Raw genomic sequence first — 25,022 nt, 5'->3', positions numbered from 1 at the left:
CGCGTCCTTACCCGCGCAGGTGGCGGTACAACGTCGTCCGCGAAATCCCCAGCTGCCGCGCCGCCGCCGCAATGTTGCCGTGGTGCGCGGCAACCGCCTCACGCACACCCTGTGCGGTGAGCGCACGCAGCGACGGCGCACCCGCATGGCCCGCCGCAGCCTCAATCCGCACGCCTGCGCGCGCCGCCAACGGCCCGCGCAGGTACTGCACATACACCGCCGTGTCTTCGCCGATACGCACCCGGTGCGCAGGCCCGGTCTGCAGCAACCGCCGCCGCTGATGCACGCTGGCGCCGGCAAACAGGCCCTCCAGCGCAAGCAGCGGCAGCGGCCCGCGCCGTGGCAGGCCGAACAAGCGGCGCGCCACCCGGTTGGCCGCACGCACGCTGCCGTCTTCCTCGATCGCCAGCAGCCCCTGCAGCGGTGACTGCAGCCAGCGCGCATCGTGCTGCACGGCCAGCAGGTGGCAGGGCCGGTGTTCGATCATCAGCCGGTTTTCGGTGGACAGCGCCGCCTGGCGGAAATAGCCATGCAGCAGTTCGGCATCGCGGTCGCCGGCGCCGGTGATGTCCAGCGCGCCCAGCACTTCGCCATCGAGCCCATGCAGCGGCACGCTCAGGCAGAACACCGCGGCGAACCGGTCCAGGTAGTGTTCGTTGCCGCGCACCAGCGCGGGCGCGTCGTCGGCCAGGCTGCAGGCCGGCGCGGTGGTGCCGATGTCGATCTCGCGCAGTCGCCGGCCCACCTGGATCGGGCGCAACACCGGCACATCGGCCAGGCCATGCTCGCGCTGGGCCACGATCATGCCCCCGGCATTGACGCAGAACAGCGTCCACTGACGGCCACCGAAGGCGGCCCAGAGATGGTCGAGGTCATCGCGCACGCAGCGCGCCAGCCTGCGGTCGGCCGGGTCGTCCAGGCGTGGCCCGGATGCGGCCAACGGGGCGTAATGCGGTTCCTGGCGCGGCTGCACGCCGGCCAGCCGCGAGCGCTCCCAGGAGCGCTGCACGGACGGGGCCAGCAACGACTCGGCCAGCGCCCCGCCGTCGGCGAAACGCTGGCGCGCCGCTGCCAATGCCTGTTGCTGCTCCAGCTGCATGCCGCCCATGGGATCCTCCAAACCGGATCTGGAGCGTACACCCGCCAAGCTGACTGACTGCACCGCCGCAGGCCACGCGGCCTGCGACGGTGCGTTTCATCGTGCTGCCGGCCAGCGGCCGGCACTACCCGATGGTCAGGATCGGCTTGAGCGTGATGCCGCGGGTGCTGTCTTCGGCGGCTTGGTTGATTTGGTCCAGCGGGTAGAACTTCACCAGTTTGTCGAACGGGAAGCGGCCCTGCTGGTACAGCTGCACCAGCTGCGGAATGAACACCTTGGGCACGCTGTCGCCTTCGACGATGCCGCGGATGCTGCGCCCGCCCAGCAGCAGGTTGTTGACGTCGAACTCGGCCTTGGTGCCCAGCTTCGGCGCGCCCACCACGCCGATCACGCCACGCCCGCCCAGCGCCTCGATGCCCTGCGCGAGCACCTCGGGGCGGCCGGTGGATTCGAGTGCGAAGTTGGCCCCGCCCCCGGTGATCTCCCGCACCGCTTCGACCACATCAACCTCACGGCTGTTGATGACATGGGTGGCGCCCAGCTCCTTGGCCAGTTCCAGGCGCGACGGCACCACATCGATGGCAATGATGGTGGTCGCACCGGCCACGTGCGCGGCCATCACCGCGCTCAGACCCACCGCGCCCGCGCCGAAGCTGGCAAAGCTGCTGCCGGCAGTGACCTTGAGCGAGTTGATCACCGCACCGGCACCGGTCTGGATGCCGCAGCCCAGCGGGCCCAGCAGTTCGATCGGGGCGTCGTCGGGCACCTTGATCGCGTTGTTCTCGCGGCTCAACGCATACGTGGCAAACGAAGACTGTGCGAAGAAATGATCGTGCAGCGGGTTGCCGTCCGGGTCCTGGATGGCGGTGCTGCCGTCCAGCGCACCGCCACCGAAATTGAGCCCGAAGAAGTCCTTGCAGTAGGCACCATGCCCGCCGCTGCACGGATTGCAGTGGCCGCAGGCGCCGTAGGTGAGCACCACGTGGTCGCCCACCTTGAGGTCTTTCACGCCCGGGCCGAGCGCTTCGACGATGCCCGCGCCTTCATGCCCGAGCACCGCCGGCAACGGCACCGGGTAGTACTGGTCACGCACGATCAGGTCGGTATGGCACAGGCCGGTGGCGATCACGCGCACCAGCACTTCGTCCTCCTGCGGGGCGCGGATGCGCGCCGGTTCGATGGTGAAGGGCTGTTCCTTCTCGCGCACCACGGCCACGGTGATGTCGCGCAGTTCTGCTGTAGCGGTCATGCTCGTTTCCTTGTTCAGATCGGGTAGGCGGGCGCTTCGCCCTTGACGGTCATCCACTGCCACTGGGTGAACTCGTCGATGTTGGACGGGCCGCCGATGCTGGTGCCGTTGCCGGACGCGCCCACCCCGCCGAACGGGTTGATCACTTCATCGTTCACGGTCTGGTCGTTGATGTGCAGCAGGCCGGTGCGCAGGCGTTCGCCCAGCTTCAGCGCGCGGCCCACGTTGCTGGACACGATCGCCATCGACAGGCCGTACTCGCTGTCATTGGCCAGTTCCACGGCCTCGTCGTCGGTGTCGAACGGGACCACCACCGCGACCGGCGCGAAGATCTCTTCGTGGAAAGCGGGGTTGTCGCGGCCCACGTCACTGAGCACGGTCGGCTCGAAGAACAGGTCCTGGTAGCCGCCGCCGGTGGCCAGCGTGGCACCGGCCGCCTGCGCGTCGGCCACGATCTTCGCGGCATGGTCGCGCTGCTGGGCATTGATCAGCGGGCCGATGGCCACATCGCCGGTGGCCGGGTTGCCGACCTTGAGCGATTTCGCCTTGGCCACCAGCTTCTCCAGGAAGCGCGGATAGAGGCTGCGCTGGACCAGCACGCGGCCGGTGGCCATGCAGATCTGGCCCTGGTGCAGGTACACGCCCCAGGCGGTATTGGCGATGGCCAGGTCGATGTCGGCGTCGTCCAGGATGATCAGCGAGTTCTTGCCGCCCAGCTCCAGCGACACCTTCTTGAGGTGCTTGCCGGCCGCTTCGCCCACCTTGCGCCCGGCACCGGTGGACCCGGTGAACTGGATCATCGCGATGTTGGGGTCGCTGGTCAGCGCGGCACCGGCCGCGCCATCACCGGGCAGCACGTGCAGCAGACCGGCCGGCAACCCGGCCAGTTCGAACAGCCGCGCGATCACGAAGCCACCGCACACCGCGGTGCGCGGGTCGGGCTTGAGTACCACCGCATTGCCCAGCGCCAGCGCCGGGGCAACCGCGCGCATGGCCAGGTACAGCGGGAAGTTGAACGGGGCGATCACGCCCACTACGCCCAGCGGGCGGCGGCGGGCCAGGTTCAGGCGGCCGGGCTCGGACGGCAGTACTTCGCCGATGCTGCGCGACGGCAGCGCCGCGGCTTCATGCAGCGCCTTGGTGTTCACCTTGGCCTCGAAGCCGGCCTTGAGCCGGGTTGAACCGCTCTCACGGACCAGCCATTCCACGATCTCATCGTTGTACTGCTCGGCCAACTGCGCAGCGCGGCGCAGCACCTGGGCGCGGGTCTCGTAGGGGGCGGCGGCCCAGTCGCGCTGGGCGGTGGCGGCGGTGCTGGCGGCGGCGGCGATGCCGGCCGGATTGGTCATTGCGATCTGGCCCAAGGCGGTGCCGGTGGCCGGTTCGATCACATCCTGGGCGCTGGCGCCGGACTGCCACTGGCCGTCGAACAGCTTGCCGGACCACAGCGCGGTGGGGAGGAATTCCGAAGTTGCATGCATCTGTTGGCTCCTTTTGACGAAGCACGGCCGCATGGCCGTCTTCTGCACATGGTTCACCCTGGCATTGGATACCTGCCGCGTCGCACCGCCTATTGGCCGTGCGCGGGAAACGCGCAAGCCCCTGCCGGTAAAGGGTTTTCAAGCATGCCCGGTGTCCAGTTAATGGACAGTGGTGTCCATGCCAACGGCGCCACCACGCGTGCGTGCGGCCATGCGCCGTACAATCGCCTGCCCAGCCCGCGATACCGCCCGCCATGAATGAGCACGCCTTCACCGACGACAGCGCCCCGGACGGCACCGACTTCATCGCCGAAACCCGCACCTGGCTGGAGCAGATCGTGATCGGGCTGAACCTGTGCCCGTTCGCCAAGGCGGTGTATGTAAAGCACCAGGTGCGTTTCGTGCTCAGCGATGCCACCACGCCCGAAGCGCTGGTGGAAGAGCTGGCCGAGGAGTTGCTGCGCCTGCGCGACACCTCGCCGGAAGAGACCGACACCACGCTGATCGTGCACCCGTACGTGCTGACCGACTTCCTGGACTACAACGATTTCCTCGACAACGCCGACGCGGCGATCGAGGCCCTGGACCTGCAGGGCATCCTGCAGGTGGCCAGCTTCCACCCGCAATACCAGTTCGAGGGCGTGGCGCCGGACGATGTAAGCAACTACACCAACCGCTCGCCCTACCCCACCCTGCACCTGCTGCGCGAAGACAGCGTGGAACGTGCAGTGGCGGCGTTCCCGGACCCGGACGTGATCGTGGAGCGCAACATCGAGACGCTGGACAAGCTGGGCGTGGAAGGCTGGATCCGCCTGCTGGGGCGCAAGGACAACTCGCGATGCCACTGACGCCGCCGATCACCGACTGGTCCACGCAGCCGCTGCGCGACCGCGTGGTGATCGTCACCGGCGGTGCGCAGGGCGTGGGCCGCGGCATCGCGCAGGCGGTGCTGGGCGCCGGCGGCAGCGTGGTGATTGCCGACCTGGATGCCGATGCCGGCAAGGCCTGCCTGAAAGAATGGGCGCTGCCCGAACGGGCGGCCTTCCAGCGCGCGGACGTGGCCAGCGAGCGCAGTGTCCAGGCGCTGGTGAAGGCCGCGCTGAAGCGTTTCGGGCGTATCGACGGGCTGGTCAACAATGCCGGCATTGCCGCGGCGCATGGCACCCCGTTGGCGCAGATGCCGCTGGCCGAATGGCAGCGCCGGTTGTCGAGCCTGCACGGGGCCTTCCTGTGCAGCAAGCACGCGCTGCCGGCACTGCGTGAGCACGGCGGGCGCATCCTCAACATCGCCTCTACCCGCGCCGGCCAGTCCGAGGCGGACAGCGAAGCCTATGCGGCGGCCAAGGGCGGGCTGGTGGCCTTCACCCATGCCCTGGCAATCAGCGAAGGCCCGGCCGTGCGGGTCAACTGCATCAGCCCGGGCTGGATTACCACCGACGCCTGGCAGGCCCCCGCGCGGCGGCGCACGCCGAAGCTGTCGCGCCGCGACCACGCCCAGCACCCGGTGGGCCGCGTGGGCCAGCCGGAGGACATCGGCGCGTTGGCGGTGTTCCTGCTGTCGGACCTGTCCGGCTTCATCACCGGCCAGGACCATGTGGTGGACGGCGGCATGACCCGGAAGATGATCTACGCCGAATAGAGGGGCGTACCGACCCACGGTCGGTACCTACCGTGGGTGTCGTCTGCATATGATTGATGGCGCGCGCACCGACCAACGGTCGATTCCTACCGCGGTAGGTACCGACCGTTGGTCGGTACGCGTCCGCGTCGGACACAGAAGCACGATGCCCGGTAGTGCCGGCCGCTGGCCGGCTCTGCGCTATCCCACCGGCGCACGGTGTCATGCACCCCGGGGAGCCGGCCAGCGGCCGGCACTACCGGGATCACGCCCTATGCATTTCGAACGGCCGGCTCCATCGGGCCGGGATCACGCCATGCCGTTATGCCGCAGAAGCGCATCCACATTCGGTGCACGCCCGCGGAACGCGGCGAAGTTCTCCGCCGCACTGCGGCTGCCACCGCGCGACAGCACTTCGTCGCGGAAACGCTTGCCGGTTTCCGCCACCTGGTCCGGCGCCTCTTCGAACGCGGCGTAGGCGTCGGCGCTGAGCACTTCAGCCCACTTGTAGCTGTAGTAGCCGGCGGCATACCCGCCCGCGAAGATGTGGCTGAACTGATGCGGGAAGCGGTTCCAGGCCGGCGGCCGGTTCACCGCCACCTCGTCGCGTACGCGCTCCAGCAGCTGCAGCACGGTGTCCTGCACCGGGTCGAAACTGCTGTGCAGCTGCATGTCGAACAGCGCGAATTCCAGCTGGCGCACGGTGAACATGCCGCTCTGGAAGTTGCGCGCGGCCAGCATGCGGTCGAACAATGCGCGCGGCAGCGGCTCACCGCTGTCCACGTGCGCGGTCATCGCCTGCACGCGCGCCCACTCCCAGCAGAAGTTCTCCATGAACTGGCTGGGCAGCTCCACCGCGTCCCATTCCACGCCATTGATGCCGGCCACGCCCAGCTCGCCGATGCGGGTGAGCAGCTGGTGCAGGCCATGGCCCATTTCGTGGAACAGGGTGGTCACGTCGCTGTGGCTGAAGGTGGCCGGCGCGCCGTTGGCGCCCTTGCCGAAGTTGCACACCAGGTAGACCAGCGGCGTCTGCACGCCCTGGGCGGTGTCACGCCGGTTCCGGCAGTCATCCATCCACGCACCGCCGCGCTTGCCTTCGCGTGCGTACAGGTCCAGATAGAACTGGCCGACCAGCGCACCCTGCGCATCCACCAGGCGGAAGAAGCGCACGTCCGGGTGCCACACCGGCGCGCTGTCGGGCTGCACCTTCAGGCCGTACAGGCCTTCGATCACGCCGAACAGACCGGCCAGCACCTTCGGCTCGGTGAAGTACTGCTTCACCTCCTGCTCGGAATAGCTGTACCGGGCCTGCTTGAGCTTCTCGCTGGCAAACCCGAGGTCCCACGCTTCCAGCGCGGGCAGGCCCAGTTCGTCACGGGCGAAGGCATCCAGTTCGGCCCGGTCGCGCTGCGCGTGCGGCTTGGCGCGCGCGGCCAGGTCGCGCAGGAAGCCGAGCACCTGGTCGGCGTCTTCGGCCATCTTGGTGGCGATGGAATAGGCGGCGTAGTTGTCAAAGCCAAGCAGCGCGGCCAGTTCCGCGCGCAGGGCCAGCACGCGGTCGATGTTGGCGCTGTTGTCCAACGCGGCATCGCCGAATTCCGAGGCACGCAGTGCGTTGGCGCGGTACACCGTTTCGCGCAGCGGGCGATGCGTGGCGTAGGTCAGCACGGGCAGGTAGCACGGCATCTGCAGGGTCAGCTTCCAGCCGGGCAGCCCGTCCTTTTCGGCGGCCGCGCGTGCAGCGGCGATCACGTCTTCGGGCAGGCCATCCAGCTCGGCGCGATCTTCAACGTGCAGCGACCATGCATCGGTGGCATCCAGCACGTTCTGCGAGAACTTAGCCGACAGCGCCGACAGCTCTTCCTTGATCGCACTGAAGCGTGCCTTGGCGTCGTCGTCCAGCTCGGCACCGCCCAGGCGGAAATCGCGCAGCGCGTTGTCCAGCACCTTGCGCTGGGCCTCATCAAAACCCGCGGCCTCGGGGACCGCCGCCAGGCGCCGGTACTGCTCGAACAGCGCCAGGTTCTGGCCCAGCGCACTGCCGAACCGGGTCACCTTGGGCAGGGTGGCGTTGTAGGCCTCGCGCAGCGCCGGCGTGTTGACCACGGCCTGCAGGTGGCCCACCTGGCCCCAGGCGCGCCAGAGGCGTTCGGTAGCATCGTCCAGCGGCGCCACGAAGCTGGCCCAGGTGACCGGGCTGACGGTTTCGGCGGCCTTCACCGCGGCCTCGGCGTCGGCCAGCAACGCGTCGATGGCCGGGCCGATGTGCTCGGGCTGGATCGCGTCGAAGCGCGGCAGGCCGGAAAAGTCGAGCAGGGGGTTGGTGGGGGTCACAGGCATCTCCAGACAACGGGGCCGCACAGCGGCATTCGCCCACGATATGGCATCGCCCCCACCCCTGCACAAGCCCTGCGCCGGCACGGCAAGCCGATGTTCACGCGCGACTGACGCCGCCGGACCGACGCTGAAGGCCCCACCGTGGCGGTCCGGAGCGATCATGGATGATGTCACCCACACCCTGCCGGCGTTCGCGCTGATCGGCACCGCCAGCCACGCCGAACTGGACTGGATTGCCGGGCTGGGCCACCCCGACGAACAGGCGCGCCACCGCACGGCGCTGCAGCAGGTGGTGGGACCGCAGCAGGGCCGGCTGCACGAGGACCAGCTCTGGTATCCCTACGAAGTGATCGAACGCGGCGCCGCGCGTTATGCGCCGGGCCATGAGCGCGAATTCGTCCTGTGCACGCTGCTGGTCATCCTGGCCGTGCAGGCCGGCCAGCGCCTGGACGTGGACCTGGCCCTGCAGTTCGACGACCTGGCGGCAACGTATGAAACGCTGCCACCGGTCCTGCGCGACACCGTCCTGGACGCCTACCAGCGCGTGCAGGCGTAGAGCCGACCGTTGGTCGGCTGCCGTCCCGCGCGCACAGGGGGTAGAGCCGACCGTTGGTCGGCTGATTTCCGGCACGTACAAGCGTAGAGCCGACCGTTGGTCGGCTGACGTCCCGCGCGCACAGAGGTAGAGCCGACCGTTGGTCGGCTGATTTCCGGCGTCACGGCAAGAGCAGCCGACCAACGGTCGGCTCTACCCACTGAAGGCCAGAGCAGCCGACCAACGGTCGGCTCTACCTGGTGAAGGCCGGAGCAGCCGGGCCGAGCCCGGCTCTACCTTCAGTACACCGCTTCCAACGACGCACACGGCAGTACCGGCAAGCCCTGCCCCGCAACCGCCGTGGCAATCAGCGCGTCGGCCTGCTCCACGTCGATGCCCTGGCGCGGGTACCAGTCGGGGTTGTAGTAGCTGTGCGCGTAGCGCTCGCCGCTGTCGCACAGGATGGTCACGATCGAGCCGCTGCGGCCGGCCTTGCGCATCATCTCCGCCGCCTGCAGCACGCCGATGAAGTTGGTGCCCGTGGAGCCCCCCACGCGGCGGCCCAGCTGCCGGCTCACATGCCGCATCGCGGCCAGGCTCAACGCATCGGGCACTTTCACCATCGCATCGACGCTGGTCGGTATGAAGCTGGATTCCACCCGCGGCCGGCCGATGCCTTCCACGCGGGAACCGCCGCTGCAGGTCAGCTCGCGCCACGGCTCCCCAGCCAAAGCCGCGCAGTAACCGTCGTAGAACACCGACACTTCCGGGTCGGCGCACAGGATGCGGGTGTCGTGCCGGCGGTAGCTGACGTAACGGCCCAGCGTGGCCGCGGTACCGCCGGTGCCTGGGCTGCACACGATCCATTCCGGCACCGGGTGCGGCTCTTCGGCCATCTGCTTGAAGATGGACTCGGCAATGTTGTTGTTGGCGCGCCAGTCGGTGGCCCGCTCGGCGTAGGTGAACTGGTCCATGAAGTGGCCGCCGGTTTCGCGGGCCAGTCGCTCCGAATCACCATTGAGATCGCAGGCACGCTCGACCAGGTGGCAACGGCCGCCATGGAACTCGATCGCGGCGATCTTCTCCGGTGAGGTGGTGGCCGGCATCACCGCGATGAACGGCAGGCCCAGCAGCCGTGCGAAGTACGCCTCGGACACCGCCGTGGAGCCGCTGGACGCCTCGATCACCGGGCGTCCCTCACGCAGCCAGCCGTTGGTCAGCGCATACAGGAACAGCGAGCGCGCCAGACGATGCTTGAGGCTGCCGGTGGGGTGGCTGGACTCGTCCTTGAAGTACAGGTCGATGCCGGCATGCCCGGGCAGATCCATCGGGATCAGGTGGGTATCGGCCGAACGGTTGAAATCGGCTTCGATCTTGCGGATGGCGGCAGCCACCCATTCACGCTGCGACATGGCCAGGACTGTGCAAGGAGACGCAGCATTCTACGTCGCCTTGCAGTCCCCCCGCTAAAATGGGCCCATGGCCGTGAACCCGCGGCCCCCGCTGCCACAGGATTCCCCCCATGAGCGTTGCTTCCCTGCAGTCCCAGCCCGGCGTTGCCGCCCAGCCGCCGGCCGAAACCACCGGTTTCGTGTTCAACCACACCATGCTGCGCGTGAAGGACATCACCGCCTCGCTGGATTTCTACACCCGCGTGCTCGGCTTCCGCCTGATCGACCAGCGCGACTTCGCCGAAGCCCAGTTCAGCCTGTACTTCCTGGCCCTGCTGCCGGCCGGCACCCGGATCCCCGAGGGCGACGACGCGCGCCGGGTGTGGATGGCCGGTATTCCCGGCGTGCTGGAGCTGACCCACAACCACGGCACCGAATCCCAGCCGGGCGCGGTGTACCACGACGGCAACAGCGACCCGCGCGGCTTCGGCCACATCTGCGTGTCGGTGCCCGACATCCAGGCCGCCTGCAAGCGCTTCGATGACCTGCAGGTGCCCTACCAGAAGCGCCTGGAAGACGGCCGCATGAAGCATCTGGCCTTCATCAAGGACCCCGACGGCTACTGGGTGGAGATCATCTCCAACACCCCGATCGCCTGAGAGCGGTGCATCCGGTAGGTGCCGACCGTTGGTCGGCACACCGCCGCCGGGTCAGCAACGTGCACGCGGCGGACATGCCGCCGCGCCGCACCGGTGGTATACCTGCGCACCTGCCCAAGCCGAGGAGTGCGCATGGAAACCATGGAACTGTACCGGGGTCGCCTGATCGACCATCTGCAACTGGTGGTCAAGGACCTGGCCACCAGCCGCCGCTTCTACCAGGCGGTGTTCGACAGCATCGGCATCCCCATCGCCGGTGAAGGCGACACCTATTTCTGGGCCGACGAACTGTTCATTTCCACCGCCAGCAGCGAGGCCGCCGCCGGCCAGTTGACCGGCCGCCACCACCTGGCCTTCCAGGCCCGCGACCGCGCCACCGTCGAGGCGTTCCACCAGGCCGCATTGGCCGCCGGTGGCCAGGACAACGGCGCGCCCGGCGAACGCCCGTACCACCCGGGCTACTACGCCGCGTTCGCGATCGATCCGGACGGCAACAACATCGAAGTGGTCTACCACGGCCCGGCCGACTACAGCGCCGATGCGGTGAAGGTGAGCTTCTCGCAGTAGACGCGGCGCCCTGCGCCCACCGCCGCGGGGCGGGCACGCAGCGCGCCCGCCTGGTCAGGATCTCAAGCAGCGCAAACACTGCCGTTGCGTGGCATGAACGCTTCAGGGTGCCCCGCCGTCAATCTCACTGGATGAGATCGTCCCTGCTTAGGGTGCCCGCATGGACACCCTCCGCAAGCTCGCCATCCTCGCCGATGCCGCCAAGTACGACGCCTCCTGCGCCTCCAGCGGCGCGGGAAAGCGGAACTCGGTCAAATCCGGTGGCATCGGCAGCACCGAGGGCGCGGGGATCTGTCACAGCTATACCCCGGATGGGCGGTGCGTCTCGTTGCTGAAGATCCTGCTGACCAACTTTTGCATCTACGACTGCGCCTACTGCGTGAATCGGGTTTCAAGCAACGTGCAGCGGGCGCGCTTCAGCGTGGACGAGGTGGTCGCGCTGACCATGGATTTCTACAAGCGCAATTACATCGAGGGCCTGTTCCTTTCCAGCGGCATCATCCGCAACGCCGACTACACGATGGAACGCATGGTGGAAGTGGCGCGGGTGCTGCGCCAGGAACATCGGTTCGCCGGATACATCCACCTGAAGACCATTCCCGAGGCGTCGCCGGAACTGCTGGCTGCCGCCGGGCGCTATGCCGATCGCCTGTCGATCAACATCGAACTGCCCACTGAAGATGGACTGGCCAGTTACGCCCCGGAAAAGTCGATGCCCTCCATCCGGGGCGCGATGGGCGAGCTCAGCTGGCGGATCGAGGAGGCCAAGGAGGCGCGCAAGGCGACCGCGACCCTGCCGCTGGCCGACCCGGCCCCGCGCACCCGGAAACCGCGAGCGCCGCGCTTCGCACCGGCCGGGCAAAGTACACAGATGATCGTCGGTGCCGACGGCGCGAGCGACCTGCAGATCCTGGGCGCGGCGGACAACCTGTATGGCAATTACCATATGCGCCGGGTTTATTACTCCGCGTTCAGCCCGATCCCCGATGCCAGCAAAGCGCTGCCGCTGCAAGCGCCGCCCCTCGCCCGTGAGCACCGGCTGTATCAGGCCGACTGGCTGCTGCGCTTTTACGGCTACGGGGTGGAAGAGATTACCGACACCACCCAGGGCGGCATGCTCGACCTGGACATCGATCCGAAAATGGCCTGGGCGATCCGACACCCCGAGCGTTTTCCGGTGGACGTCAATACGGCGCCGAAGGAATTGCTGTTGCGCATTCCCGGCTTGGGCGTACGCAACGTCAAGCGCGTGTTGATGGCGCGCCGCCATGGCCGCCTGCGGGTGGCCGACGTGGCCCGGCTGCGCGCGCCGATGAGCAAACTGTTGCCGTTCGTCCAGCTGGCCGACCACCATCCCCGCAAGCAGCTGGATGATCCTGCCACCCTGCGCGCGCGATTGGCGCCGCCACCGAAGCAGGGTGCGTTGTTTTGACTGGTCCGGCACGTACGGACCTGCAGCGCTGGAGCGCGCGGGTGGACCCGGCGTGGTCGGTGGAGGCATGGCGCGCGGTAGCGCGGGCGGCGTTGCAGCGACAGGTCACACCGCCCCAGCTGGACTGGCTCGATGCCGGCGACCGCTCGCTGCTCGATGCCCCTTCGGTGCTGGATGCGCCGCTACCGGTGGAGCCCACGCCGACGCAGGCCGCGGTACCCCGTGATTTTCTCGAACTGGCCGCCACCTGCCTGTGCCACCGTGAGCCGCAGCGGCTGGCGCTGCTGTACCGCATGCTGTGGCGGATCACCCACGGCGAGCGGCGCCTGCTGACCAACCCGGCCGACCCCGACGTGGTGCGCGCCATGGCCCTGGCGCAGGCAGTACGCCGCGATGCGCACAAAATGAAGGCGTTCGTGCGCTTCCGGGAAGTACCCGGCGAGCAGGAGGCGTTCATTGCCTGGTTCGAGCCAGACCACCACATCGTGGACCGGGTGGCGCCCTTCTTCGCGCGTCGCTTCGCCGGCATGCGGTGGGCGATCCTGACCCCGACGCGCAGCGCGCGATGGGATGGCAGCACGCTGTCATTCGGCCCCGGCGGCAGCCAGGAGCAGGCGCCGCGCGAGGACGCGCGCGAAGAATTGTGGCGCACCTACTACGCCAATATCTTCAACCCGGCCCGGCTCAACACGCGCATGATGCGGCAGGAAATGCCCGCCAGGTACTGGAAACACCTGCCTGAAGCAACGCTGCTGCCGATGCTGGTGCGCGACGCCGGCGACCGCGTACAGGAGATGCATGACCGCGACGTGCAGGCACCGCAGCGCCGCATTCCCGACCGCCGGATTACCCCGCGTGCGCCGGCCACGGCCAACGGCGATGACCTGGATGCGCTGCGCACGGCGGCCATGGGGTGCCGCCGCTGTCCACTATGGGAACCGGCCACCCAGACGGTGTTCGGTGAAGGACCGCAGAACGCCAAGGTGATGCTGGTGGGCGAGCAGCCCGGCGACAGCGAAGACCTGAGCGGGCACCCCTTCGTGGGGCCGGCCGGGCAGCTGTTGAACCGCGCGTTGGCCGAACTGGATATCGACCGCGGCACGCTGTACATGACCAATGCGGTGAAGCACTTCCGGTTTGAGCGGCGCGGCAAACGGCGCATCCACAGCAAGCCGCAGATGACCCACGTCACTGCGTGCAAACCGTGGCTGATGGCCGAAATAGAGAACGTGCGCCCGCAGGTGATAGTGTGCCTGGGCGCCACTGCGGCTACTGCCGTCTTCGGTGCGGGCTTCAACCTGATGGAGAAGCGCGGCCGCTGGCACGCGCTGGACGACGGCACGCGCGCGTTCGCCACGGTGCACCCGGCGTGGGTGCTGCGTCAGGGCGAGGGCGAGGCGCGGGAGGCGGCGTATCGTGGGCTGGTGGAGGATTTGCGGCGATTGCTGGACGATCCGCGCGAGGGGTGATGCAGGTCGGCGTTGGTGGGCTGCGTACGCTGCTTTGGATGCGTCAGGGGGTTGCCGGCCAGCGGCCGGCACTACCGATTAGCAGTAGCCGGCCAGCGCCTGCATTACCGATTAGCAGTTGTCGGCCAGCGGCCGGCATTGCCGATCAGCAGCTCAGGATGAGGTGGCCGGCCAGTGCGCCGCAGCCCACCCACAGGCCGAGCATCAGCAGCAGCCCGGCGAAGGCGGTCACTACGCGCCAGCCCAGCCGCGCGCCCTTGCTGCGCGCGAAGACCCACCATGCCAGCAGTGGGGCCGCGATCAGGCCGCCGCCCAGCAGCGCCACCGCCAACCAGCCGATCCACTCGGGCTTGTGGCCGGCTTCAGGGGGACATTGGGTGGTGGCATATGCCGCCGGAATCAGCAGCAGGTTGAACAGTCCAACAGCGATGCGACGGAGACGCGTGCCGACGCGGGGTCGGCACCTGTCCGCGATGCCATGGGCTGGCGTCAATGCGCCGCCATGTAGATGTCCTGCAGGACCGCCTTCTCAAGCTCCAGCTCGCTGAGCAGGTTCTTGACGATATCGCCCAGGCTCAGGATGCCGACCAGCTTGGCGTCTTCGGTCACCATCAAGTGGCGGTGGCGCGAGTAGGTCATCAGCGCCATCGCCTGCTTCAGCGTTGCATCCGGGGCGATGCCTTCCAGGCCTGCCGACGGCAAGCTGGCGATCACCCGGCGACCTGCCTGCGGGCCGTCATCGGCCAGGCTGCGCACGATGTCCTTCTCGGAAATGATTCGCACCGGGGCATCGTCTTTCATCACCACCAAGGCAGCGATCTTGTGCGCGCTCATCTTGTGCGCGGCGGCACCGATGGTGTCCTCGACATCGATGGTGACGATTGCATCTTTCTTGGATTGCAGGAGTTCGCGGACGTTCATTCTTGTTTCCTGTTACAGGTTACTGAAGTCGAGAGGTGCGCCTGGTTGCAGCGAGGGCGGCGGCGCCATGCGTCTGCCTGCCCTCGGTCACTCGATTCTACGACTGCGGCTTGGCCCAGGAGTTTGCAAATCTGGGACAGTTCGTCGTCGAAACCGCTGACGACCCCGAGAATGGCACCGCGACTAAAACCGTCGCTGAATGCCGCCGCGGCCCACGACTAAAGTTTCACGGCCTTCTGCCGCATGTGGCACCACCCCACGGGTGGCTGCGTCGGCGCCGGATCAAAAGGCAGCCACGCATGGCGTGGCTCTACCGATGAATACGGGTGTAGAGCCACCCCATGGGTGGCTGCTCCCCCCAACCCAACGCCCACGAAAAAGGGGGCCTCGCGGCCCCCTTCTCCCCATCCACATCGCCTGCGCGCGCGTTTATTCCACCGTCACGCTCTTGGCCAGGTTGCGCGGCTTGTCCACGTCGGTGCCGCGTGCCAGTGCGGTGTGGTAGGCCAGCAGCTGCACCGGAATGGTGTGCACCACCGGGCTGAGCACGCCGGCGTGGCGCGGGGTGCGGATCACATGCACGCCCTCGGACTCGACGAAGTTGCTGTCTTGGTCGGCGAACACGAACAGTTCGCCACCGCGCGCGCGCACTTCCTGCATGTTGGATTTGACCTTCTCCAGCAGGCTGTCGTTCGGCGCGATCACCACCACCGGCATGTCTTCATCCACCAGCGCCAGCGGCCCGTGCTTGAGCTCACCGGCCGGGTAGGCTTCGGCGTGGATGTAGGTGATCTCTTTCAACTTGAGCGCGCCTTCCAGCGCGATCGGGTAATGCAGCCCACGGCCCAGGAACAGCGCACTGCTCTTGCGCGCGAAGCGCTCGGCCCAGGCGGCGATCTGCGGCTCCATGTTCAATGCATGCTGCACGCTGCCCGGCAGGAAGCGCAGCTGCTCCAAGTACTCGGCTTCCTGCGCGGCATCCACGCGCCCGTGCAGCTTGCCCAGCACCACGGTCAGCTGGAACAACGCGGCCAGCTGGGTGGTGAAGGCCTTGGTCGAGGCCACGCCGATCTCGGCGCCGGCGCGGGTGTAGCAGACCAGTTCGCTGGCACGCGGGATCGCGCTTTCGGGCACGTTGCAGATCGACAGCGTGTGCAGGTGGCCCAGCGACTTGGCGTACTTCAGCGCTTCCATCGTATCCAGCGTTTCGCCGGACTGGGAGATGGTCACGATCAGGTGCTTGGGGTTGGCATACGCGGCGCGGTAGCGGTACTCGCTGGCGATTTCCACGCTGCACGGCAGGCCGGAAATCGACTCGATCCAGTAACGCGCGGTGAGCCCGGAGTAGTAGCTGGTGCCACAGGCGAGGATCTGCACGCCTTCGATGCCCGACAGCACCGCTTCGGCATTCTTGCCGAACAGCTCGGCCGGGAACCCGCCGGCGTCGATCGCCGCTTCGATGGTGTCGCCCAGCGCGCGCGGCTGCTCGTGGATTTCCTTCTGCATGAAGTGGCGGTACGGGCCCAGCTCCAGCGAGGCCAGCGACACGTCGGACAGGTGCACGCCGCGGTCGATCGGCTGGTTGTGCTCGTCGAACACCTGCACGCCGTCGCGGCGGATGTCGGCGGTGTCGCCCTCTTCCAGGAAGATCACCCGGCGGGTGGACGACACGATCGCCGAGACGTCCGAGGCCACGAAGTTCTCGCCCTCGCCCAGACCCACCAGCAACGGGCAGCCCATGCGCGCGCAGACGAAGTGGTCCGGCTCGGCGCGGCTCATCACCGCCAGCGCGTAGGCACCGGTCAGCTCCTTGACGGTGTGCTGCAGCGCGGTCAGCAGGCTGTCACCGCCCTTGAGGTGGTGGTGCATGAGGTGCGCGATGACCTCGGTGTCGGTCTGCGACTCGAACACGTAGCCCAGCGCGCGCAGCTTCTCGCGCTGTTCTTCGTGGTTTTCGATGATGCCGTTGTGGACCAGCGCCACGCCGTGGCTGATGTGCGGATGGGCGTTGGCTTCGGTCACGCCGCCGTGGGTGGCCCAGCGGGTGTGGCCGATGCCCAGCAGCGCGTCGAAGCCCTCCGCGGCCGCGGCCTTCTCCATCTCGGCCACGCGGCCGGTCCGGCGCACCCGGCGCACGTCGGCCTGGGCAGCGGAGCGGTCGATGACGGCAATGCCGGAGGAGTCGTAGCCGCGATACTCCAGCCGCTTCAGTCCTTCGATGAGTACCGGTACCACGTCGCGATTGGCGATCGCTCCCACAATGCCGCACATAGTTTCTGATCCCTGCCGTTGATCCCCGCATTCTAGCGTGGCGGCCGGGGACGCTTGGCGCCTGTCCGCTTAACGAAAGTGTCCGGGGCACTGTCCGCGGACGCCCGGACACTCCGGTGGCGCATGCAACCCATTGATTTCAATGGCCGAAAAGTTGGCACGCGGTGTGCTTTGTACTGGGCAACCCAACCGCGAACGAGCCCGATGATCCGCGACACTTCCGCCCAGGACCAGACCCTCTCCGTTGCCGGCACCTCTGCCCCGTGGAAGCGCTGGCTGTGGCCGGGGCTGGCCGCGCTGGTGGTGCTGGTCGCCATCGGCTTTGCCGCCCGCGCCTGGCTCGGCGCCAGCCGTTCCTTCGACAGTGCCCGGGTGCGCGTGGCCGAAGTGACGCGCGGCGACCTGGTCCGGGACATCGCCGCCGACGGCCGCGTGATCGCGGCCAACAGCCCGATCCTGTACGCCATCTCGGCCGGCACCGTGGACCTGAAGGTGGTCGCCGGTGACGTGGTCAAGAAGGGCCAGGAACTGGCGGTGATCGACAGCCCCGAACTGCGCAGCAAGCTGGCCCAGGAACAGTCCACCCTGGCCGGCCTGGAAGCCGAAGCCAGCCGCGCCACCCTGGATGCCACCCTGGCCCGGGCCAAGGCGCGCAAGGAAACCGACCAGGCCAGCATCGAGCGCCAGGCCGCCGAGCGCGACCTGCAGCGCTACCAGCGCGGCTTCGACGGCGGCGCGGTGCCGCAGATCGACCTGGCCAAGGCCAACGACAGCCTGAAGAAGGCCGACATCCAGCTGGCCAACGCGCAGACCGACGCGCGCCTGCAGGGCCAGGGCGCCGACCTGGACGCACGCAACAAGCACCTGCTGGCCGAACGCCAGAAGGCCGTGGTGGCCGAAGTGCAGCGCCAGGTGGACGCGCTCACCCTGCGCGCGCCGTTCGACGGCCAGGTGGGCCAGGTGCAGGCCACCCAGCACACCAACGTGATTGCCAATGCGCCGATCCTGGGCGTGGTCGACCTGTCGCGCTTCGAGATCGAAATCAAGGTACCGGAAAGCTTCGCCCGCGACCTGGCGATCGGCATCCCGGCGCAGCTGACCAGCGGCAACGGCCAGCCGTTCCCCGGTGAGATCAGCGCGGTGTCCCCGGAGGTGGTGGCCGGTGAAGTGAATGCCCGTATCCGCTTCTCCGACAAGCAGCCGCAGGGCCTGCGCCAGAGCCAGCGGATGCAGGCGCGGGTGGTGCTGGATACGCGCCGCAACGTGCTCAAGATCGAGCGCGGTCCCTTCGTCGAACAGGGCAACGGCCAGGCCTACGTGATGAGCGGCAGCACGGCCGTGCGTCGCCCGGTGAAGCTGGGCGTGAGCAGCCTGGGCGAAGTGGAAATCCTCTCTGGCCTGCAGCCCGGCGATCGCGTCGTGGTGTCTGGCAGCGACCTGTTCGGCGATGCCGAACAGGTGTCCATCAACTGATCCCTCTCCATCCTTCTGAACGAACTGCAAAGGAAAACAGTCATGCTCGAGATGCGCTCGGTCGCCAAAGTGTTCCGTACCGAACAGGTGGAAACCCATGCCCTGCGGTCGCTCGACCTGCACGTGCGCGAGGGCGAGTTCGTCGCTGTCACCGGCCCGTCCGGGTCGGGCAAGACGACCTTCCTCAACATCGCCGGCCTGTTGGAAACCTTCACCAGCGGCACCTACCTGCTCGATGGGCAGGACGTGAGCAAGCTCGGCGATGACGCGCGCAGCCGCCTGCGCAACCAGAAGATCGGCTTCATCTTCCAGGGCTTCAACCTGATCTCCGACCTCAACCTGTTCGACAACGTAGACGTGCCGCTGCGCTACCGCGGCATGCCGGCGGCCGAGCGCAAGCAGCGCATCGAAAAGGCGCTGGGCCAGGTTGGCCTGGGCTCGCGCATGAAGCACTACCCGGCCGAACTGTCCGGCGGCCAGCAGCAGCGTGCCGCGATCGCGCGCGCCCTGGCTGGCAGCCCGCGCCTGCTGCTGGCCGATGAACCGACCGGCAACCTGGACAGCCAGATGGCGCGCGGCGTCATGGAGCTGCTGGAGGAAATCAACGCCGCCGGCACCACCATCGTCATGGTGACCCATGACCCGGAACTGGCCGCGCGCGCGCAGCGCAACGTGCACATCGTCGACGGCCAGGCCACCGACCTGGTGCGCGAACCGGTGCTGGCCACCCCGCGCCCCGCCATCGTCACCGTCAACGACTGAGGCCTGCCATGTTCGCCTACTACTTCCGACTGGCCCTGCGCAGCTTCCGGCGCAACAAGGTGCTGACCGCGCTGATGGTGATCGCCATCGCGCTGGGCATCGGTGCGTCGATGACCACCCTCACCGTGTTCCATGTGCTGTCTGGCGACCCGATCCCGCAGAAGAGCGATCGCCTGTTCGCCGTGCAGGTCGATCCGCGGCCGATGCTGGGCTACCAGGCCGGCGAAGAGCCGGAAGACCAGATGACCCGCTTCGATGCCGAGGCCCTGCTGCGCGAAAAGCACGCACAGCGCCAGGCGGTGATGACCGGTGGCGGCGTGACCGTGGAGTCGGACAAGGCCTCGTTGCGGCCCTTCGACACCGATGCACGCTACACCTCCACCGACTTCTTCCCGATGTTCGACACCCCGTTCCTGTACGGCCGCGCCTGGCCGACCAGCGATGACGAGGGACGTGCGCGGGTGGTGGTGATTTCGCGCACGCTCAACCAGAAACTGTTCGACGGTGCCGACAGCGTCGGCAAGCCGCTGCGCATGGACGGCCACGTGTTCACCGTGGTCGGCGTGCTCGACGAGTGGAGCCCCAACCCGCACTTCTACGACCTGGAAACCGGCCGCTATGGGGGCACCGAAGACGTCTACCTGCCGTTCGCCACGGCCATGGACCTCAAGCTGGGCCGCAACGGCAACATGAACTGCTGGGGCAACAGCAACGGCGACGAAATCGGCGTCAACGCCCCCTGCACCTGGCTGCAGTACTGGGTGGAACTGCCCTCGCCCGCCGACGCGGCTACCTACCGCGCCTACCTGGACAACTACTCCGCCCAGCAGAAGGCGGCCGGTCGTTTCCAGCGCCCGGCCAACGTGCGGCTGCGCAATGTCATGGAGTGGCTGGACTACAAGCAGGTGGTGCCCAGCGATGTGCGCCTGCAGCTGTGGCTGGCGATGGGCTTCCTGCTGGTCTGCCTGATCAATACCGTGGGCCTGCTGCTGGCCAAGTTCCTGCGCCGCAGCGGCGAGATCGGCGTGCGCCGTGCACTGGGCGCCAGCCGCGGGCAGATCTTCCTGCAGTCGCTGGTTGAAGCCGGCACCGTCGGCCTGGCCGGTGGCGTGCTGGGGCTCGGCCTGGCCCTGGTCGGCCTGTATGCGGTCCGCCAGCAGCCGGTGGAGTACGCCAAGCTGGCCACGCTGGACGGGCAGATGCTGTTGCTCACCTTCGGCCTGACCCTGGTGGCCAGCCTGCTGGCCGGATTCCTGCCCGCGCTGCGCGCGATGCAGGTTGCACCCGCCATCCAACTCAAATCGCAGTAAGGCACCGGAGCACATCATGGATATCCGTCCCATCCTGTCCACCCTGCGCCGGCACAAGACCGCCGCAGCGTTGATCGTGCTGGAGATCGCGCTCACCTGCGCCATCGTCTGCAACGCGCTGTTCCTGATCGGGCAGCGCATCGACACCATCAGCCAGCCCAGCGGCATCGCCGAGAAGGAACTGGTGGAAGTGCGTCTGGGCGGCATCGGCAAGCAGGTCAACGTCGAAGCCCGCACCCGCGAAGACCTGGCCGCGCTGCGCGGGCTTCCCGGGGTGAAGAGCGCGGTGGCGCTCAACCAGCTGCCGTTCCGCCGCAACTCCTGGAACACCAGCCTGTCGCGCGTTCCCGACCAGGAACGCCCGACCTTGAGCGCCGCGCAGTACTTCGCCCGCGAGGGCACGCTGGACACGCTGGGCGTCGAACTGATCGCCGGCAGCGACTTCCAGCCCGGTGAGTACCGCGAGTACGACGAGGTCGCCAGCGACCCCGAATCTGAAACCAAGGGCAGCTCGGTGATCCTGACCAAGTCCGCCGCCGACAAGCTCTTTCCCGACGGCGATGCGCTGGGCAAGACGGTGTACAGCGGCCGCATGCCGCTGCGCGTGACCGGCGTGGTCAAGGTGCTGGGCCGCCCCAACCGGTCCGAGGGCAATACCCAGCACTCGATGCTGCTGCCGATCCGCATGTCCTACGACATGGGCTTCTACCTGATCCGGGTCACCGACCCGTCGCGCCGCGATGAAGTGCTCAAGGCCGCCGTGGCCGCGCTCGAACGGGTGGATTCCAGCCGCCTGGTGCGCGCCAAGGTCACCTACGAGGAAACCCGCAACAAGTACTTCGCCAATGACCGCGCGATGGTCGGCCTGCTGATCACCGTATGCGTGGCCCTGCTGGTGGTCACCGCGCTGGGCATCGTCGGCCTGGCCAGCTTCTGGGTGCAGCAGCGCACCAAGCAGATCGGCATCCGCCGTGCACTGGGCGCCACGCGGGGGCAGATCCTGCGCTACTTCCAGACCGAGAACTTCCTGCTGGCCACGGTGGGCATCGTGCTGGGCATGTTGATGGCCTACACCATCAACCTGTGGCTGATGAACACCTACGAGCTGCCGCGCATGCCCATCAGCTACCTGCCGATCGGCGCGGTACTGCTGTGGCTGCTGGGCCAGATCGCGGTGTTCGGCCCGGCCCGTCGCGCCGCCGCCGTGGCACCGGCCATCGCCACCCGGAGTGCCTGACATGCGCCTGCCTACACCTTCCCTGGCACTGTGCCTGCTGCTGGCCAGCGCCCCGGCGCTGTCGGCCACCCACCGCGAGTCGTCGCGCCTGGACTGGCGCGAAGACGGCCACCACCTGGCACTGGATGCCGAACAGAGCGTGGTGCGCGTGCGCAACGCCACGCCGGCCGGGCATTTCGGCGTGCGTGCCGGCGACCGCGTGCTGCGGGTGGGCACGCAGCCGGTGCGCAGCGTGGATGACCTCACCACCGCGCTGGGCCGCAGCGGCCCGGGCGCGGTGCCGGTGACCGTGCAGCGCGATGGCCGCGAGCAGACCGTGCAGGTGCCAACCGCCGCGTGGCGTGGGGTGCTGCCCCCGCCGGCCCCTGCACCGCCGCCACCGCCGCGGCGGTAGCCCGGCCGGCGCCGGCGGCCCTGCCCGCCGGCGCCGGGCTCCGGTACTCTCTGTCCTTCTCCCGGTGCCCTGTCGACGCATGCCTTCGATCCTGATCATTGATGACAACGCCAGCGTCGGCACCGCACTGGAAGTGCTGTTCTCGCTGCACGATATCGACGCGCTGCACGCGCTGTCGCCCGAAGCCGGGCTGGCGCTGCTGGAACAACAGCCGGTGGACCTGGTGATCCAGGACATGAACTTCACCGAAGACACCACCTCCGGCGAGGAAGGCGAAGCGCTGTTCCAGCAGATCCGCGCTCGCCACCCCGACCTGCCGGTGATCCTGCTGACCGCCTGGACCCACCTCAGCAGCGCGGTGGACCTGGTGCGTGCCGGCGCAGCCGACTACCTCGCCAAACCGTGGGACGACCGCAAGCTGCTGGTCACGGTGAACAACCTGCTGGAGCTGTCCGAAACGCGCCGCGAGCTCGATCGCCGGCGCGACCGCGAGCAGCGCGACCGCACGGCGCTGGAAGCACGCTATGACCTGCGCGGCGCGGTGGTCGCCGATCCGGCCAGCGAGCGGGTGGTGAACCTGGCCTGCCAGGTCGCACGTTCGGCACTGCCGGTGTTGATCACCGGTCCCAACGGTGCCGGCAAGGAAAAGATCGCTGAGATCATCCAGGCCAACTCGCTGGTGGCCAAGGGCCCGTTCGTGGCGCTCAACTGTGGCGCCATTCCGGCCGAGCTGATCGAAGCCGAACTGTTCGGCAGCGAGGCCGGCGCCTACACCGGCGCCAACAAGGCCCGCGAAGGCAAATTCGAGGCTGCCGATGGCGGCACGCTGTTCCTGGACGAGATCGGCAACCTGTCACTCGGCGGGCAGATGAAGCTGCTGCGCGTACTGGAAACCGGGCGTTTCGAGCGCCTGGGCTCCAACCGCGAACGCCAGGTCAAGGTGCGCGTGGTCAGTGCCACCAATGCCGACCTGCCTGCGATGATCCGCGACGGCAGCTTCCGCGAAGACCTTTACTACCGCCTCAATACCGTTGAACTGGCGCTGCCACCGCTGGCCGAGCGCCCGGGCGACATCCTGCCGCTGGCCGAACGCTTCCTCAGTGGCGGCAAGGCGTTGTCCAGTGCGGCCGCCACGGCACTGCAGCGCCACCCTTGGCCGGGCAACGTGCGCGAGCTGCGCAACGTCATCCAGCGCGCCGAACTGCTGGCCCAGGGCACCCGCATCGAAGTAGCCGACCTCAACCTGCCGCGGGCGCCGGTCGCGGCGCGGCCCACCGCACCGAGCGCCGATCCGGATCGCAGCCGGATCGAAGCGGCGCTGGCCCACAACCACGGCATCATCGCCCAGGCGGCCGCCGAGCTGGGCCTGAGCCGCCAGGCGCTGTACCGGCGCATGGATCGCCACGGCATCCCGCGCGAATGACACGCCGCTCCTTCACCTTCCGGCTGTTCCTGCGCCTGCTGCCGGTGCTGGCGCTGGCCGCTGCGTTTCCCTGGTACCTGGCGTTCTGGCTGGACCATGGGTGGGCGGTCAGCGTGGTGTCGATCATCGTGCTGCTGTCGGTGATGTGGTTCAGCCTGCGCCGGGCCACCGCGCCGGTGCGCTCGCTGCTGCGGGCGTTGTCGGGCACCACCAGCAGCTACCGCGACGGCGAATACAATTTCTCGGTGTACTGGCCAGGCAACGACGAACTGGGCGACCTGGTGCAGGCGCACCGCGAGCTGGGCGACGTGCTGCGCGAACAGCGCCAGGGGCTGGTGCAACGGGAACTGCTGCTGGACACGATGGTGCAGAACACGCCGGTGGCGATGCTGCTGCTCGCCAACGGCGGTGACGGCATCCAGCGCGTGGTGTTCTCCAACCTGGCCGCGCGCAAGTTGCTGCACAACGGCTGGAAGCTGGAAGGCCAGCGCATGCAGGACGTGCTGGAAACGATGCCGGTGGAACTGCGCGATGCGATCGTGCGCGGCGGCGACAGCCTGTTCGCGGTTCGCGAGGGTGACAGCGACGATGAAGAAGACGAGCAGGTGTACCACCTGTCGCGGCGCAACTTCCATCTCAACGGCCGCCCGCACGACCTGCTGCTGATCCGCCTGCTCACCGCCGAACTACGCCGCCAGGAAGTGCAGACCTGGAAGAAGGTGATCCGGGTGATCAGCCACGAGCTCAACAACTCGCTGGCGCCGATCGCTTCGCTGGCCCATTCCGGCGGCGAGCTGGTGCGGCGTGGCAAGACCGAGCGGCTGGAAGAAGTGTTCGCCACCATCGAGGAGCGGGCGCGCCATCTGGAAGGCTTCATCCGTGGCTATGCGCGCTTTGCCAAGCTGCCGCAGCCGCAGCTGCAGAACGTGCAGTGGATTCAATTCCTGACCAGCCTGCAGCACCAGATTCCATTCCGCATGCAGGGCATCGGCGACGACCTGCACAGCCGGGTGGATATCGCCCAGCTGGGCCAGGCGCTGCTGAACCTGCTGAAGAACGCGCATGAAGCGGGCGGCGATGCCGAGCCGCCCAATGATGATGTCGAGGTCCGCCTGACCCGCCTGCCGCAGTGGCTGCGCCTGGAAGTACTGGACCGCGGCAAGGGCATGAATGAAGCCGTGCTGCAGAACGCGTTGATGCCGTTCTACTCGACCAAGCGCAACGGCACCGGGTTGGGGTTGGCGCTTACCCGGGAAATCGTGGAAGCGCACGGCGGTCGGATTTCGCTGCAGAACCGCCGCGAAGGCGGGTTGTGCGTGGCGATTTTTCTGCCGGTCTAATCGGGTTGCCGGGCAGAGCCCGGCACTACGGGGCGTTGGCATCGTCGGGTT

At 67.9% G+C, this 25,022-nt stretch carries 22 protein-coding genes; 14 read left to right on the top strand and 8 right to left on the bottom strand.

All coding sequences use genetic code 11. From position 1 onward, the window contains the following. Positions 1-7 precede the first annotated feature (7 nt). From AC1DCJ_RS15955 to AC1DCJ_RS15945, 3 genes are all read right to left on the bottom strand, one after another. Entirely contained in the window at positions 8-1,108 is a 1,101-nt protein-coding gene (locus AC1DCJ_RS15955) for a helix-turn-helix domain-containing protein (protein ID WP_478071375.1), read from the bottom strand. A 115-nt stretch (positions 1,109-1,223) separates the two neighbouring features. Continuing rightward, the gene (locus AC1DCJ_RS15950) at positions 1,224-2,348 is read right to left on the bottom strand and encodes an NAD(P)-dependent alcohol dehydrogenase (protein ID WP_478071374.1); all 1,125 of its coding nucleotides are present in this window, start codon (positions 2,346-2,348) and stop codon (positions 1,224-1,226) included. A 14-nt stretch (positions 2,349-2,362) separates the two neighbouring features. Beyond that, complete coding sequence (locus AC1DCJ_RS15945) at positions 2,363-3,829, bottom strand: benzaldehyde dehydrogenase (protein ID WP_478071373.1); 1,467 nt, start codon at positions 3,827-3,829, stop codon at positions 2,363-2,365. A 254-nt stretch (positions 3,830-4,083) separates the two neighbouring features. Here AC1DCJ_RS15945 and AC1DCJ_RS15940 point away from each other — a divergent pair, with 254 nt between their 5' ends. Together AC1DCJ_RS15940 and AC1DCJ_RS15935 are read left to right on the top strand one after the other, a co-directional pair. Beyond that, positions 4,084-4,677 carry a DUF1415 domain-containing protein gene (locus AC1DCJ_RS15940; protein ID WP_141059445.1) on the top strand — a complete coding sequence of 198 codons (594 nt, stop codon included), beginning with the start codon at positions 4,084-4,086 and terminating at the stop codon, positions 4,675-4,677. Further along, entirely contained in the window at positions 4,668-5,468 is an 801-nt protein-coding gene (locus AC1DCJ_RS15935; protein WP_478071372.1) for an SDR family oxidoreductase, read from the top strand. The genes AC1DCJ_RS15940 and AC1DCJ_RS15935 overlap by 10 nt, the downstream gene beginning before the upstream one ends. A 288-nt stretch (positions 5,469-5,756) precedes the next feature. Here AC1DCJ_RS15935 and AC1DCJ_RS15930 read toward each other — a convergent pair whose 3' ends face one another. Next, positions 5,757-7,790 carry a M3 family metallopeptidase gene (locus AC1DCJ_RS15930; RefSeq protein WP_478071371.1) on the bottom strand — a complete coding sequence of 678 codons (2,034 nt, stop codon included), beginning with the start codon at positions 7,788-7,790 and terminating at the stop codon, positions 5,757-5,759. Between the two features lie 157 nt (positions 7,791-7,947). Here AC1DCJ_RS15930 and AC1DCJ_RS15925 point away from each other — a divergent pair, with 157 nt between their 5' ends. After that, entirely contained in the window at positions 7,948-8,343 is a 396-nt protein-coding gene (locus AC1DCJ_RS15925) for a hypothetical protein (RefSeq protein WP_320491868.1), read from the top strand. Positions 8,344-8,621: 278 nt separating this feature from the next. Here the strand turns inward: AC1DCJ_RS15925 and AC1DCJ_RS15920 are convergent, their stop codons facing one another. Further along, a complete protein-coding gene (locus tag AC1DCJ_RS15920) occupies positions 8,622-9,734 on the bottom strand; it encodes a PLP-dependent cysteine synthase family protein (protein ID WP_313246339.1) in 1,113 nt (370 codons plus the stop codon). A 110-nt stretch (positions 9,735-9,844) separates the two neighbouring features. On the opposite strand from AC1DCJ_RS15920, the gene gloA reads away from it, so the two are divergent. The 4 genes from gloA to AC1DCJ_RS15900 all read left to right on the top strand — a co-directional run bounded on the left by gloA (position 9,845) and on the right by AC1DCJ_RS15900 (position 13,840). After that, positions 9,845-10,372, top strand: a complete 528-nt coding sequence (gloA, locus tag AC1DCJ_RS15915; protein WP_478071370.1) for a lactoylglutathione lyase — start codon at positions 9,845-9,847, stop codon at positions 10,370-10,372. 132 nt (positions 10,373-10,504) lie between these two features. Continuing rightward, positions 10,505-10,939, top strand: a complete 435-nt coding sequence (locus tag AC1DCJ_RS15910; protein ID WP_478071369.1) for a VOC family protein — start codon at positions 10,505-10,507, stop codon at positions 10,937-10,939. A gap of 160 nt (positions 10,940-11,099) precedes the next feature. Beyond that, positions 11,100-12,371, top strand: coding sequence for a putative DNA modification/repair radical SAM protein (locus AC1DCJ_RS15905; protein WP_141059450.1), 1,272 nt, complete (start codon positions 11,100-11,102; stop codon positions 12,369-12,371). After that, a complete protein-coding gene (locus AC1DCJ_RS15900; protein ID WP_478071368.1) occupies positions 12,368-13,840 on the top strand; it encodes a UdgX family uracil-DNA binding protein in 1,473 nt (490 codons plus the stop codon). The genes AC1DCJ_RS15905 and AC1DCJ_RS15900 overlap by 4 nt, the downstream gene beginning before the upstream one ends. A 145-nt stretch (positions 13,841-13,985) precedes the next feature. On the opposite strand, the gene AC1DCJ_RS15895 is transcribed toward AC1DCJ_RS15900, so the two are convergent. From AC1DCJ_RS15895 to glmS, 3 genes are all read right to left on the bottom strand, one after another. Further along, a complete protein-coding gene (locus AC1DCJ_RS15895) occupies positions 13,986-14,333 on the bottom strand; it encodes a hypothetical protein (RefSeq protein ID WP_478071367.1) in 348 nt (115 codons plus the stop codon). Beyond that, positions 14,330-14,761: a CBS domain-containing protein gene (locus tag AC1DCJ_RS15890; RefSeq protein ID WP_038686119.1), complete on the bottom strand. Its 432-nt coding sequence runs from the start codon at positions 14,759-14,761 to the stop codon at positions 14,330-14,332. Before AC1DCJ_RS15890 ends, AC1DCJ_RS15895 begins: the two co-directional genes overlap by 4 nt. Positions 14,762-15,190: 429 nt before the next feature. Beyond that, entirely contained in the window at positions 15,191-17,032 is a 1,842-nt protein-coding gene (gene glmS / locus AC1DCJ_RS15885) for a glutamine--fructose-6-phosphate transaminase (isomerizing) (RefSeq protein ID WP_141059452.1), read from the bottom strand. 204 nt (positions 17,033-17,236) lie between these two features. On the opposite strand from glmS, the gene AC1DCJ_RS15880 reads away from it, so the two are divergent. The 7 genes from AC1DCJ_RS15880 (at position 17,237) to AC1DCJ_RS15850 (ending at position 24,971) form a co-directional block, all read left to right on the top strand. Continuing rightward, the gene (locus AC1DCJ_RS15880; protein WP_137190427.1) at positions 17,237-18,505 is read left to right on the top strand and encodes an efflux RND transporter periplasmic adaptor subunit; all 1,269 of its coding nucleotides are present in this window, start codon (positions 17,237-17,239) and stop codon (positions 18,503-18,505) included. Positions 18,506-18,547: 42 nt separating this feature from the next. Next, positions 18,548-19,267, top strand: a complete 720-nt coding sequence (locus tag AC1DCJ_RS15875) for an ABC transporter ATP-binding protein (RefSeq protein ID WP_038686113.1) — start codon at positions 18,548-18,550, stop codon at positions 19,265-19,267. 8 nt (positions 19,268-19,275) lie between these two features. Then, a complete protein-coding gene (locus tag AC1DCJ_RS15870; protein ID WP_141059455.1) occupies positions 19,276-20,577 on the top strand; it encodes an ABC transporter permease in 1,302 nt (433 codons plus the stop codon). A gap of 16 nt (positions 20,578-20,593) precedes the next feature. After that, positions 20,594-21,814, top strand: a complete 1,221-nt coding sequence (locus AC1DCJ_RS15865; RefSeq protein WP_141059456.1) for an ABC transporter permease — start codon at positions 20,594-20,596, stop codon at positions 21,812-21,814. Between the two features lies 1 nt (position 21,815). Next, positions 21,816-22,208: a PDZ domain-containing protein gene (locus AC1DCJ_RS15860; RefSeq protein WP_478071366.1), complete on the top strand. Its 393-nt coding sequence runs from the start codon at positions 21,816-21,818 to the stop codon at positions 22,206-22,208. A gap of 79 nt (positions 22,209-22,287) precedes the next feature. Further along, complete coding sequence (locus tag AC1DCJ_RS15855) at positions 22,288-23,631, top strand: sigma-54-dependent transcriptional regulator (protein ID WP_313426217.1); 1,344 nt, start codon at positions 22,288-22,290, stop codon at positions 23,629-23,631. Continuing rightward, the gene (locus tag AC1DCJ_RS15850) at positions 23,628-24,971 is read left to right on the top strand and encodes a sensor histidine kinase (protein ID WP_320491873.1); all 1,344 of its coding nucleotides are present in this window, start codon (positions 23,628-23,630) and stop codon (positions 24,969-24,971) included. Before AC1DCJ_RS15855 ends, AC1DCJ_RS15850 begins: the two co-directional genes overlap by 4 nt. Positions 24,972-25,022: the final 51 nt, after the last annotated feature.

It is taken from the genome of Stenotrophomonas sp. 10N36, from assembly GCF_056395005.1.
Note: the sequence above shows the minus strand (reverse complement) of the source record. Positions and strands in the feature narration are given on the sequence as shown.